Source organism: Limimaricola sp. G21655-S1 (assembly GCF_027213785.1).
In the GTDB taxonomy this organism is placed as follows: Bacteria; Pseudomonadota; Alphaproteobacteria; order Rhodobacterales; family Rhodobacteraceae; genus Limimaricola.
In genome coordinates, this window is the sequence record NZ_JAPWGO010000015.1 from 29,969 (window position 1) to 41,961 (window position 11,993).

The following is an 11,993-nucleotide window of genomic DNA, read 5'->3' on the forward strand; positions in this document are numbered from 1 at the left end:
TCTTTCAGACCGATCCCGCCGTGGCGAACCGGCCCGGCGAGAGGGCCGAGACGACGTGCGGTGAGAGGGCGGGAGCCCGGCCGAGGCAGAGATCCGCGGCGAGCCGCGACAGGGCCGGGGCGGTCTGCACGCCGTAGCCGCCCTGTCCGGCAAGCCAGAACAGCCCGGTCCGCGCCGGATCGAAGCCCACGACGGGGCTGCGGTCGGGCGAGAAGCTGCGCAGGCCGGCCCAGCTGCGTTCGACCCGGCTGACCGGGACCGTCACCGCCTGCTCGTAGCGGTGCAGTCCCTCGGCCAGGACCATGTCGTCGGGCCATGCGTCATGCGGATCGACGGGGTCCTCGTCGGCGGGCGACACCATCAGTTTCCCGGCCTCGGGCTTGGCGTACCAGCGCTCGGCGGCCGAGGCGAACATCGGCCAGTCGTCGAACGCCACCTCCTCGGGCATCGGCAGGATCGCGGCGGAGCGGCGCATCGGCGTGATGCCGAGCGGCGCGGCCCCGGCGGCGCGGGCCACCATGTCGGCCCAGGCTCCGGCCGCGTTAATCAGCACCGGCGCGGTGATCTCGCCCTCCTTCGTCTCGATCCGCCACAGGCCGGCCTCGTGCCGCAGCGCCTCGACGCGCAGCCCGGTCACGATTTGGCCGCCCCGGTGGCGCAGTAGCCGCGCGTAGCCCTGAAGCATCCGGTCGACATCGATGTCCTGCGCGTCGCGTTCGAGCAGGGCCGCCACGATGCTCTCCCGCCTGAGGATCGGCACGATCTCCACGGCCTCGGCGGGGCTCAGCCGCTCGAGCCCGGAGGCGCCGTTGGCATAGGCCTCGAGGGCATCCATCTCGCTCTCGTTCGCGACCAGCAGCTCGCCGCGCGGTGACAGCAGGCTGCGATCCGACACGCCGTCGGGTGCGTCGAGAAACGGGGCCGAGGCGGCGTTGAGCGCGCGCAGCGTGGCGTTGCCGTAGTTGCGGATGAACAGCGCGGCGGACCGCCCCGTCGCGTGATAGCCGATCGAGGGCTCGGCCTCGATCACGGTGACGCGCGCCTGCGTGGCGATCTCGGCGGCGGCGCTGACCCCGGCGATGCCGCCGCCCAGCACGATGACGTCGTTCTGCTTCATGCTCCAAGCGCCTCCATTCCGCGTCGGACGTTCTCGACCACCGCCCCGGCCTCTGCCTCGCCCGCGATATGCGGGGTCACGAGGATCTTCGGATGGTCCCAGAACGGGTGGCCGCGCGGCAGCGGCTCGGTCGCGAAGACGTCGAGCGACGCGCCCGAGAGCTGGCCGCTGTCGAGCGCCGCGAGCAGGTCCTCCTCGACCAGCTGGCCGCCGCGGCCCATGTGGATCAGCGCCGCCCCGCGCGGCAGCGCGTCGAACAGCGCCCGGTCGAGCAGACCGCGCGTCTCCGGCGTCATCGGCAGCACGTTGATCAGGATGTCGGTCCCGGCGAGGAACGCCGCGCGCCGGTCCTGGGTCAGATGCGTGACGCCCGGTTCGGGGCCGGGCGGGTGGCGCGTCAGGCTGGCGACGGGATAGCCGAGCGCCGTGAGGCTACGGGCGATCTGCCGCCCCATGAAGCCGAGGCCGAGAATGCCGATGCGCCGTCGTGCCGGGCTGGCGCCGCCGGCGCGGCGGGCCCATTCGTGCCGGGCCTGCGCCGCGATGAGATCGGCCATGCCGCGATGGTGCCAGAGCACCTGGAACACCGCGAAGCCCGCCATCTGCAACGCCTGGTCGGGATCACGCAGCCGGATCAGCGGAATGTCCCGGGGCAGGGAGCGGCTGGCCGTGATGCCGTCCGTGCCCGCGGCGATGGAGAACACCGCGCGCAGGTTGGGATAGGGGGTGAAGGCCTCCTGGCCCGGCCGCCATGCGAGGGCGAACTCGATCTCCGATGGATCCGCGATCCGCTCGGGCAGGCGCAGGTCGAGGGTCGGTTCGGCATCGAAATACGGTCCGAACAGGCGCATCAGGTCGAGCCGCTCGCAGAGCGCGACACCCTTGTGCACGCGGCCCATCAGATTGCCTCGGCGCGCGCGGGCGATCCGCCATCGGCCCAGCTCGCGCCGGGCACCGCGTCGAGGAGGCTGCGGGTATAGGGATCGCGCGGGCGCAGGAACACCTCGTCGACCGGGCCGATCTCGACCAACCGTCCCTTCTGCATCACCGCGATCCTGTCGCAGAGCTGCGCCGCGACCCGCAGGTCGTGGGTGATGAAGAGAAGCGACAGGCCGAGCCGCGCGCGCAGATCGCGCAAGAGGTCGAGCACCTGCGCCTGGATCGACACGTCGAGCGCCGAGACCGCTTCGTCGGCGATGATCAGGTCGGGGTCCATGGCCAGCGCACGGGCGATGCCGATGCGCTGCCGCTGGCCGCCCGAGAACTCGTGCGGGTAGCGGTCGGCGGCGTCCGCGCCCAGCCCGACCACCTCCAGAAGCTCGCGGGCGCGGGCCTCGGCGTCGCGCTTCGGCACGCCCTGCGCCACCGGCCCCTCGGAGATCGAGCGCAGGATGCGCGCGCGGGGATTGAGTGAGGCGTAGGGGTCCTGGAACACCATCTGCACCCGCCGCCGGGCACGGCGCAGCGCGTCCGCATTCAGCGCGGCCATGTCATCGCCGCCGACGAGGATCTGGCCGCTGTCGGGATCGACGAGACGCACCACGGCGCGGCCAAGCGTCGACTTGCCCGAGCCGCTTTCGCCCACGAGGCCCAGCACCTCGCCGCGCGCAATGGTGAGCGAGACGTCGTCGATGGCGCGCACCTCGCGCGCGGCGCGGCCCCAGCCGCCGCCCGTGCGGTAGGTCTTGCGCAGGTTGCGGATCTCCAGTGCCGGCGGGGCGGCGACGCGTTCGGGACGCGGCACCGCGTTCGAGGGGATCGCGTCGAGCAGGCGGCGGGTGTAGTCGTGCCTAGGTGCGGCGAGCACCTCGGAGGCCGGGCCGGTCTCGACAATCTCGTCATGGCGCATGACGATGACCCGGTCGGCGATCTCGGCGACGACGCCGAAATCATGGGTGATGAACATCACCGCCATGCCGTGCCTTTGCCGGATCTCCGCGATCAGGTCGAGGATCTGCGCCTGCGTGGTGACGTCGAGCGCGGTGGTCGGCTCGTCGGCGATCAGGATCTCGGGTTCGAGCGCGAGCGCCATGGCGATCATCGCCCGCTGACGCTGGCCGCCCGAGAGCTGGAACGGGTAGGCGCGGATGATCTTCTCGGGATCGGGCAAGCCCACCTCCTCGATCAGCGCCAGCGCGCGGGCGCGCCGTTCGGCCGGCGTCAGCAGCCCATGCGCCTCGAACACCTCCGAAATCTGGTCGCCGATCCGCATCAGCGGGTTGAGCGCGGTCATCGGCTCCTGAAAGATCATGCCGATCTTCGCGCCCCTGAGCGCGCGGCGCTCGGCCTCGGGCAGGACCAGCACGCCGCGACCGCCGAAGATCGCGCGGCCGCCGCCGATCTTCACCGCGCCCGGCAGCAGCCCCATCAGGGCGCTGGCGGTCATCGACTTGCCGGAGCCGCTCTCGCCCACCACACAGAGCACCTCGCCGCGCGCCAGCGTGAAGCTCAGATCATGCACGGCATGGGCGCGGTCGGCGCCGGATGGCAGGTCGAGGGTCAGCTTCTCGATGCGCAGCACGGTGTCGCTCATGCCCGGCCCTTCCGGTTAAGATGCGGGTTCATCGCGTCGTTCAGCCCCTCGCCGATCAGGTTCAGCGCCAGCACGGTGATGACGATGGCTAGCCCGGGAAAGAAGCTCAGCCACCAAGCCGAGCGGATCACGGTGCGCGCGGCGCCGATCATGTAGCCCCATGACATGATGTTGGGATCGCCGAGGCCGAGAAAGGCGAGCGAGCTTTCGAGGAGGATCGCGGTGGCGACCATCAACGAGGCCATGACGATGATCGGCGACATCGCGTTGGGCAGGATCTGGCCCAGCAGGATGCGCCGGTTCGACAGGCCCGCGAGCTGCGCCGCATCGACGAATTCGCGTTTCGACAGCGACAGCACCTCGGCCCGCACGAGCCGGGCGACGGGGGGCCACGAGACGATGGCGATGGCCAGAGTGATCGAGGTCAGCGTCGGCTCGAGGATCGCCACCAGCACGATGGCCAGCGCGAAGTTGGGGATGGTCTGGAAGAACTCGGTAAAGCGCATCGCCGCCTCGTCGACCCAGCCGCCGTAATAGCCCGCGACCGCCCCCAGCGGCACGCCGATGGCCAGCGCCACCAGCGTCGAGACGAGACCCACGAGCAGCGAGACCCGCGCGCCATAGGCGAGGCCCGCCGCCACGTCGCGGCCCAGCGTGTCGGTGCCCAGGGGCAGGCCTTCGGTCGCGAAGGGGGTGAGGAAGGGGCGCTGCACCATCTGCCACGGCCCCTTTGGGAACAGCAGCGGCGCGATCAGCGCCACGATGATCACGGTGGCGAGCAGCACGAGGCCGAGGATCGCGCCGCGATTGCGGGAGAAGCGGGACCAGAAATCGCTCATCGCGTGGCTCCGATGCGGGGATCGATCAGCCGATAGACAAGATCGGTGACGATGTTGAACAGGATGACCATCGCGGCCGAGATCAGGAACACGCCAAGAAGCGTGTTGTAGTCGCGCGCCTGCAGGCTCTCGAACATCAGCCGCCCGATGCCGGGCCAGGCGAAGACCGTCTCGGTCAGCACCGCGCCGCCCACCAGCTGGCCGGCCTGAAGACCGGCGAGGGTGACGACCGGCAGAAGCGCGTTGCGCAGGATGTGGCGGCGGCGGATCACCCGGTCGGGCAGGCCCTTGGCGCGCGCGGTCTTCACGAAGTCCATCTGCGCCACTTCCAGCATCGAGGCCCGGGTCATGCGGGTGTAGACCGCCATGAAGAACAGACCCAGCGTGGTGGCGGGCAGGATCAGGTGCTTGAGGATGTCGAGGGCGCGGGAAAGCCCGGTGAAGCCGCCACCCACCGTCTCGTAGCCGAAGCCGGGCAGCCATCCGAGCCAGACCGAGAAGACCAGCACCGCCATCAGCGCCGCCCAGTAGAGCGGCGTGGCGTAGAACAGCAGCGCGATGCCGGTGATGATGCTGTCTCCGGCGCGCCCGACCCGGGCCGAGGCGGCGACGCCCATGGCAACGCCGAACAGGAGCGAGATGCCGAAGGCGGTGAGGGTCAGCAACAATGTCGCGGGCAGCCGCTCCATGATCAGGTCGAAGACCGGCGCGCCCTGCCGGTAGGAATAGCCGAGGTCGAACTGGATGATGTTGCCGACATAGTTCCACAGCTGCACGTAGAGCGGCTGGTCGAGGCCGAAGCGCTCGCGCAGCTGGGCGATGAAGATCTCGTCGGCGGCGCCAGCCTCGCCCGCCATGACGGCGGCGGGATCGCCGGGCGCGGCGTGGATCAGCAGGAAGTTCAGCACCACGATCGCCAGAAGCGTGATCGCGGCCTTGATGAGCCGTCCGAGGACGGTGGTGGCGATGGCCATGCCGGGGGCTCTCCGTTGCGATGGCGAGGCGCCGGGGCGGACGGGGCCGCCCCGGCGGGATCAGGCCGGGATCACTGCTTGATCCAGGTGTCGCGCAGGCCGTCATTCACGCCGATGGCGGTGGTGACCAGATCCTGCACCTTGCAGTCGTAGAGGGTCGGGAATTCCAGCTCGAGCAGCCAAGCCACGGGCGCGTCCTCGACGATTTCCTGCTGGATCTCGGTATAGAGCTTCTGGCGCTCCTCCTTACCCAGCGTCACCGCCGCCTCGGCCCATTTCGCGTCGAGCTCGGGGTTGCGATAGCCCTCGACATTGTTCCACGGGCTGCCCTTCTCGATCTGGTCCTCGAGATAGTTGCGCGCGGTGCCGAGCGCCGGGTCGCCGTACTGGTAGAGATAGGTGAAGGCGAGGTCGTAGTCCCATTCGCTGGTCTTCTGGTTCCAGCCCGCGACGTCGGCGCTGTCGATCTCGACCTCGATGCCGACCTCCTGCAGGTTCTGCTTCACAGCCTCGGCCCAACGCTGCCAGGTCTCGCCATAGGGCAGGGGCAGGATCCGCACCGGTTCGCCGTCATAGCCCATCTCGTCGAGGAGCGCGCGCGCCTTGTCGGGGTCGTGGCTGTAATCGGTGACGTCGTCGGTGTAGAAATTGGTGCGCGAACTGACCGGACCGGTCGCGACCTTGCCGAAGCCGTTCCAGACCACGTCGCGCACGAATTCGCGGTCCATCGCGTACATCACCGCCTGCCGGAAGCGTTCGTCCGAGGTCGGGCCCTCGCGGTTGTTCATCCACATGAAGCTGTGCGGCGCGAGGAACTCCCAGCCCTCGCCGGTCGAGCAGGTGTCCTCGTCCTCCATCAGCCGCGCCACGTCCCAGTTCTCGATCGAGCCGCCGGGCAGCACGTCGACCTTGCCGGTCTCGAAGGCCACGGCGCGCGAGGCGGCGTCGGGGATGACGCGGAAGAACACCTAATCGAGATAGGGCCTGCCGTCGAGATAGTAGTCCTCGTTCTTCACGAGGTGGATGTGGCTGCCCTTTTCCCACGCCTCGAACTTGAACGGGCCGGTGCCGATCGGCGTCGCGTTCATTTCGTTATCGGCGTAGTCGGTGCCTTCGTAGATGTGCTTCGGCACGATCGGCATGGTGCCGGCCTCGAAGCTGTTGATGAAGGGGCCGAAGGGTTCGGAGAGCTGGAACACCACCGTGTTCTCGTCAGGGGCGGTGATGCTCTCGACGTAGTTCAGGCTGACGCGCAGACGCGAATGGGTCTCGCGCAGGAACTCGTCGGCGGAGAAGACCACGTCCTCGGCCGAGAAGGGCTCGCCGTCATGCCAGACCACGTCTTCGTGCAGGTGGAAGGTGTAGGTGAGACCGTCCTCGGAGATCTCCCAGCTCTTGGCGAGCGATGGCTGCGGCTGGAGGTCGGTGTCGTAGCGCAGCAGGCTTTCGTAGATATGGCCCGCGACCATCTGCGTGGGGCCGTTCTGCACGAGGCCGAGCATCAGGCTCGGCGGCTCGGGCTGCACCACGATGTCGAGGCGGCCGCCCTGCTCCTGCGCGAAGGCGGCGGTGGCCGCGGCCACGAGGAAACTCGTCGTCAGCAAATGCTTCATCTGTCTTCCCTGTCGGTCTGTTGGTGTGGTCCTGCTTTGAGTGACCTTCTTTTTATTCTCTTGCGCCCGGTTCAGGCGTCGAAGCCCGGTGCCGCCCGTTCGAGGCGGCGCAGCTCGGCGGCCCATTCCGGGTCGGGCTTGCCGTCGATCTCGTAGCGGTCGTAGCCGCGCTGGTACTGCCGCGCCGTGTGCGCGGCGATCTCGTCGGACAGCGGGCGCGGCCTCAGCCCCATGCCGAGCGCCGCGATCTGCGCCTTGCAGGAGCGTTCGAGGTTCAGCGTCAGTTTCACCGCCTCGGCCACCGAGCGGCCGCAGGTGAGCATGCCGTGGTTGCGCAGCACCATCACGTTCTTCGGGCCGAGATCGGCGATCAGCCGTTCGCGCTCCGCGAGGTCGAGCGCGATGCCTTCGTAATCATGATATGCGAGCTGCCCGTGGAACTGCGCCGACCACTGGTTCAGCGACAGCAGGCCCTCCTCGACCGAGGAGACCGCGACGCCCGCCACCGTGTGGGTGTGCAGCACGCAGACCGCGTCGTGGCGCGCCATGTGCACCGCCGAATGGATGGTAAAACCCGCCGCATTGACGCCCGCGCCGTAAGGGTCGTCGATCACGGCGCCGCTTTCGTCGACGGTGACGAGGCTTGACGCCGTCACCTCCTCGAAGCGCAGGCCGAAGGGGTTGAGCAGGAACCGCTTCTCGCCGCCCGGCCCGTCGGGAAGCCGCGCCGAGATATGGGTGTAGATCCCGTCATCCATGCCTTCGAGCGCGATCAGCCGATAGGCGGCGGCTAGGTCGCGCCTGAGCGCGCCGACGTCTTCGATGGTGCTGCCTCCCAGTCCGTCGGCCATGCTCCGTCCCCTTTGCAACGATCCGTCGGGGTCGAGCCTGTCGGGCGTTTGCCGTTCAGTCAAGAAGATTGTCGACAATCGACAGAACCGGATCTAGCTTCGATCCATGAGCATGAACCCCGCCCCCGATCCGATCTTTGCCCGCCTCGATCGCGCCGGGCTGGTGCAGCACGTGGTCCGGCTGATCACCGACGCCATTTTGCAGGGGCGCCTGAAGCCGGGCGACCGGCTGACCGAATCCGGCATCGCCCGCGAGTTGGGTCTGAGCCGCGCGCCGGTGCGCGAAGCGGCGCGGCTTCTGGAAAATCGCGGCCTCGTCGTGTCGCAGCCCAATCGCGGCTTCTTCGTGCGCGAGGTCACGGTCGAGGCGATCGACAGCCTTTACGAGCTTCGGATCTGCATCGAATGCGCGGCGGTGGAGCGGCTGGTCGCGGGCGATCCGGCCCCGGCGCTCATCGGGTTGCGCGCGCGGATCGACGAGATGCGCGACTTAGCCGAAGCCGACGATCCGCTGAGCCAGATCGAGGCCGACATGGCGTTTCACCGGCTGATCTGCCTGCATAGCGGCAATGAGCGCTTCGTCACCGCGTTCGACCAGATCGCCGACGAGACTCAGCTTAGCCTGATGCTGATCGGGCGGCTCTACGATGATCCGATGCGCATGGCCGAGACCCACGAGCCGGTCTTCGACGCCATCGCCGCACGGGACGCACAAGCCGCCCGCGCGGCGCTCGAATATCACATCGGCACGGCGCGGCGCGTCGTGACCGACATCTTTCGCAAGCTGAAGGAGGACGGCTCCGCATGAGGTGCTTCCACGCCCCCGAATCCCTGGCCCACGACCCGGATTTCCGCATCACCAATGGTCGCGTCACGCGCAATGCCGAGCGCGCCGAGCGCGGTCGGCTTCTGCTTGCCGGGCTCGATCGGCTGGGGCTCGTCCCCGAGGCGCCACCGCGCTGCGACGACGCCGATCTTCTGACGGTGCACACGCCAGAATTCGTGGCCTTTCTGGAAACCGCATGGACCGAGTGGCAGAAGCTGCCGAATGCCGGGGCCGAGGTGGTGCCGAACACGCATCCGCAGAAGACCCGCTCGACCTATCCCCGGCATATCCTCGGCCGGGCCGGCTGGCATCTCGCCGATCCGTCGGCACCGATCGGCGAGCACAGCTGGACCGCCACCCGTCGCGCTGCCGATTGCGCCGTCGCCGCCGCGCGGGCGGTGCTGGACGGTGATCCTATGGCCTACGCGCTGTGCCGCCCGCCGGGGCACCACTCGGACGCGGACAGCGCCTCGGGACATTGCCTGCTGAACAACGCCGCCATCGCCGCGGCGCATCTGCGCCGGCACCACGAGCGGGTGGCGGTCCTCGACATCGACGTGCATCACGGCAACGGCACGCAAGCGATCTTCTACGACCGCGCCGACGTGCTCACCGTCTCGATCCATGCCGACCCAATGGATTACTACCCGTTCTTCAACGGGCATGCGCACGAAACGGGCCAAGGCGCTGGCGAAGGCTACAATCTCAATCTCGCCCTGCCGCGAGACAGCGGCGACGGCGCCTGGCACGACGCGATCCGGCAGGCCCTCGCGCGGATCGCCGCGTTCGCCCCCGGCGCGTTGGTGCTCTCGCTCGGCCTCGACGCGCATGAAAACGATCCGCTGCGCGGTCTCGCGGTGACGACCAACGGTTTCCAGGTCGCCGGCGAGATGATCGCCGCCGCAGCTCTGCCTTGCGTGATGGTGCAGGAGGGTGGTTACCTCTCGGCGGATCTGACCGACAATCTCGCCGCCTTCCTGGGTGGCGCAATGGGCAAGGCGCCTGAAACATTCGCAACCGATGGAGCGCGGTGATGAACAAGCTGTCGAATTCGCTGGCGCAGGCCGATATCGCCACGTCCCTGCATCCCTATACCAATGCCCGCCGGCACGAGGAAAAGGGCCCGCTGGTGATCTCGCGGGGCAAGGGCATCCACGTCTATGACGAGCATGGCAAGGAATACATCGAGGCGCTGGCCGGGCTCTGGTCAGTGGCCGTGGGTTTCGACGAGCCGCGTCTCGTCGAAGCCGCCCACAAGCAGATGCAGGCGCTGCCGTATTACCACAGCTTCGCGCACAAGGCGCACGAGCCGTCGATCCGGCTGGCGGAGAAGCTGGTCGAGATGACCCCTCAAGGGCTTGACCGGGTGTTCTTCACCTCGTCGGGGTCGGAGGCCAACGACACCGTCGTCAAGATGGCGTGGTACATGAACAACGCGCTGGGACGTCCTGAAAAGAAAAAGTTTCTGGCCCGCACCAAGGGGTATCATGGGATCACGGTGGCCTCGGGCTCGCTCACCGGGCTGCCCTACAATCACATGGATTTCGACCTGCCGGCGATCCCGGTGCATCACCTGACCTGCCCGCATCACTACCGCTTCGGGCATGAGGGCGAGAGCGAGGCCGAGTTCACGCAGCGCCTTCTGGCCGAGGCCGAGGAGGTGATCCTGCGGGAGGGGCCCGAAACCATTGCCGGCTTTATCGGCGAGCCGCTGATGGCGGCGGGTGGTGTGATGCCGCCGCCGGAGGGCTATTGGAAAGGCATCGAGGCGCTGTGCCGCAAGCACGACATCCTGCTGATCGCCGACGAAGTGATCAACGGCTTCGGGCGGCTGGGGTCGAGCTTCGGCGCGGTGCATTACGGCTTCACCCCGGACATCATGGTGCTCTCGAAGCAGCTCACCTCCTCCTACATGCCGCTCGCGGCGGTGGTGTTCTCGGAGAAGGTCTACGACGCGATAGCCGACAACACCGGCAGGATCGGCACCTTCGGTCACGGCTTCACCGCTTCGGGTCACCCGGTCGCGACGGCGGTGGGGCTCGAGAACCTGAAGATCATTGAGGAGCGCGACCTGATGGGCAACGCGACCCGGATGGGAGCGAGGCTGCAAGAGGGGCTTCGGCAATACGCCGACCATCCGCTGGTGGGAGAGGTGCGCGGCACCGGGCTAATCGCGGGCCTCGAGCTGGTGGCGGACAAGGCCTCGAAGCGCGCCTTCGATCCGGTCGGCAAGGTCGGTCTGGCCGCCTTCGAGATCGGTCATGAGGAAGGGATGATCATTCGCAATGTCGGCGACACGCTGGCGCTCTGTCCGCCGCTGATCGTGACCGAGGGCGACATCGACGAGATCGTCGCCCGGATGGGGCGCATCCTCGACCGCACGCAGGATCACGTCTCGAGGGAGGGCGTCGCTTGAGGTGACGAGGGCTGCGCGCTCCCCTTGCCGGGCATCGGGCAGGGTGCCGCGCAGCCGGTCTATCGCGCCCTAGGGCGCGGGCTCGGCGATGAAGAAATCCGGATGCGCTTCGGCGACCTTGGGCAGGTCGTCGAGCACGCCGCGCAGATGGGTTCGGACCGCCGCTTCGGCGGCATCCGCGTCTCCTGCCGTGATCGCGTCGACGATGGCCTGATGCTGGCCGACCAACCGGTCGACCGGAAATTCCACGGCCGTGAGGTGCCGCACCCGGTCCATGTGCATCTTGATCGGCTGCAGATGCGTCCAAGCGCCGGCGCGCCCGGCCATCTCGGCCAGCGTGCGGTGGAACAGCTCGTCCAGCTCTACGAAGCTGCGGCCCCCATCCTGCGCGGCCTTAGCCTGATCCGCCATCTGGCGGCGCAGCTCGGCCAGCGCCGCCGCATCGGCGCTGCGTGCTGCCAGCCGGGCGATATCGGCCTCGACCGCCTCGCGCACGAAGCGCGAGACCTCGACCTCGGCGACGTCGATCTTGCGCACATAGGTGCCGCGCTGCGGACGCACCTCTACAAGCTTTTCGCCGGCCAGCCGGATGAACGCCTCGCGCACCGGCTGGCGCGAGAGGCCGTAACCGGTGGCGATGTCCTGCTCCGACAGGCGGGTGCCCGGCGTCAGTTCGCCGGTGACGATGCGCGCGCGCAGGCTGGCGATGAGCTGGAGGCCGACCGGGGCGGAGGCGTCGAGGGCGAAGGATGCGAGGTTCGTAGCTGACATGGCGCTCTCTTTGGATCTGAACTCACCCTAATCCATACTACCATACTTGTAAA

Annotated in this window: 10 protein-coding genes and 1 pseudogene; 3 read left to right on the forward strand and 8 right to left on the reverse strand. The window is 68.4% G+C overall.

What is annotated here, in order from left to right:
* Positions 1-4: 4 nt before the first annotated feature.
* From O4G76_RS14520 to O4G76_RS14550, 7 genes and pseudogenes are all read right to left on the reverse strand, one after another.
* A complete protein-coding gene (locus O4G76_RS14520; RefSeq protein ID WP_269397990.1) occupies positions 5-1,117 on the reverse strand; it encodes an FAD-binding oxidoreductase in 1,113 nt (370 codons plus the stop codon).
* A complete protein-coding gene (locus O4G76_RS14525) occupies positions 1,114-2,016 on the reverse strand; it encodes a glyoxylate/hydroxypyruvate reductase A (RefSeq protein WP_269397991.1) in 903 nt (300 codons plus the stop codon). Before O4G76_RS14525 ends, O4G76_RS14520 begins: the two co-directional genes overlap by 4 nt.
* Entirely contained in the window at positions 2,016-3,650 is a 1,635-nt protein-coding gene (locus tag O4G76_RS14530) for an ABC transporter ATP-binding protein (protein WP_269397992.1), read from the reverse strand. Before O4G76_RS14530 ends, O4G76_RS14525 begins: the two co-directional genes overlap by 1 nt.
* Positions 3,647-4,489 (reverse strand): ABC transporter permease, encoded by an 843-nt coding sequence (locus O4G76_RS14535; RefSeq protein WP_269397993.1) that lies wholly within the window; start codon positions 4,487-4,489, stop codon positions 3,647-3,649. The genes O4G76_RS14530 and O4G76_RS14535 overlap by 4 nt, the downstream gene beginning before the upstream one ends.
* A complete protein-coding gene (locus O4G76_RS14540; RefSeq protein ID WP_269397994.1) occupies positions 4,486-5,463 on the reverse strand; it encodes an ABC transporter permease in 978 nt (325 codons plus the stop codon). The genes O4G76_RS14535 and O4G76_RS14540 overlap by 4 nt, the downstream gene beginning before the upstream one ends.
* Positions 5,464-5,534: 71 nt before the next feature.
* A pseudogene (locus O4G76_RS14545) lies at positions 5,535-7,076 on the reverse strand (ABC transporter substrate-binding protein).
* Positions 7,077-7,147: 71 nt separating this feature from the next.
* Complete coding sequence (locus O4G76_RS14550) at positions 7,148-7,927, reverse strand: class II aldolase/adducin family protein (RefSeq protein WP_269397995.1); 780 nt, start codon at positions 7,925-7,927, stop codon at positions 7,148-7,150.
* 106 nt (positions 7,928-8,033) lie between these two features.
* Between O4G76_RS14550 and O4G76_RS14555 the strand changes: the two genes are divergently transcribed.
* From O4G76_RS14555 to O4G76_RS14565, 3 genes are read left to right on the forward strand one after another with little or no spacing between them, the layout of a single operon-like run.
* Positions 8,034-8,735, forward strand: a complete 702-nt coding sequence (locus tag O4G76_RS14555) for a GntR family transcriptional regulator (RefSeq protein WP_269397996.1) — start codon at positions 8,034-8,036, stop codon at positions 8,733-8,735.
* Entirely contained in the window at positions 8,732-9,787 is a 1,056-nt protein-coding gene (locus O4G76_RS14560; protein WP_269397997.1) for a histone deacetylase family protein, read from the forward strand. Before O4G76_RS14555 ends, O4G76_RS14560 begins: the two co-directional genes overlap by 4 nt.
* On the forward strand, positions 9,787-11,169 hold the full coding sequence (locus O4G76_RS14565; protein ID WP_269397998.1) for an aspartate aminotransferase family protein: 1,383 nt from the start codon (positions 9,787-9,789) through the stop codon (positions 11,167-11,169). The genes O4G76_RS14560 and O4G76_RS14565 overlap by 1 nt, the downstream gene beginning before the upstream one ends.
* 69 nt (positions 11,170-11,238) lie before the next feature.
* On the opposite strand, the gene O4G76_RS14570 is transcribed toward O4G76_RS14565, so the two are convergent.
* On the reverse strand, positions 11,239-11,940 hold the full coding sequence (locus O4G76_RS14570) for a GntR family transcriptional regulator (RefSeq protein ID WP_269397999.1): 702 nt from the start codon (positions 11,938-11,940) through the stop codon (positions 11,239-11,241).
* Positions 11,941-11,993 lie beyond the last annotated feature (53 nt).

Excerpts from the sequence above, each read along its gene's own strand:
- O4G76_RS14520 (WP_269397990.1), bottom strand. The coding sequence starts at position 1,117 with ATGAAGCAGAACGACGTCATCGTGCTGGGCGGCGGCATCGCCGGGGTC.
- O4G76_RS14525 (WP_269397991.1), bottom strand. The coding sequence starts at position 2,016 with ATGGGCCGCGTGCACAAGGGTGTCGCGCTCTGCGAGCGGCTCGACCTG.
- O4G76_RS14530 (WP_269397992.1), bottom strand. The coding sequence starts at position 3,650 with ATGAGCGACACCGTGCTGCGCATCGAGAAGCTGACCCTCGACCTGCCA.
- O4G76_RS14535 (WP_269397993.1), bottom strand. The coding sequence starts at position 4,489 with ATGAGCGATTTCTGGTCCCGCTTCTCCCGCAATCGCGGCGCGATCCTC.
- O4G76_RS14540 (WP_269397994.1), bottom strand. The coding sequence starts at position 5,463 with ATGGCCATCGCCACCACCGTCCTCGGACGGCTCATCAAGGCCGCGATC.
- O4G76_RS14550 (WP_269397995.1), bottom strand. The coding sequence starts at position 7,927 with ATGGCCGACGGACTGGGAGGCAGCACCATCGAAGACGTCGGCGCGCTC.
- O4G76_RS14555 (WP_269397996.1), top strand. The coding sequence starts at position 8,034 with ATGAGCATGAACCCCGCCCCCGATCCGATCTTTGCCCGCCTCGATCGC.
- O4G76_RS14560 (WP_269397997.1), top strand. The coding sequence starts at position 8,732 with ATGAGGTGCTTCCACGCCCCCGAATCCCTGGCCCACGACCCGGATTTC.
- O4G76_RS14565 (WP_269397998.1), top strand. The coding sequence starts at position 9,787 with ATGAACAAGCTGTCGAATTCGCTGGCGCAGGCCGATATCGCCACGTCC.
- O4G76_RS14570 (WP_269397999.1), bottom strand. The coding sequence starts at position 11,940 with ATGTCAGCTACGAACCTCGCATCCTTCGCCCTCGACGCCTCCGCCCCG.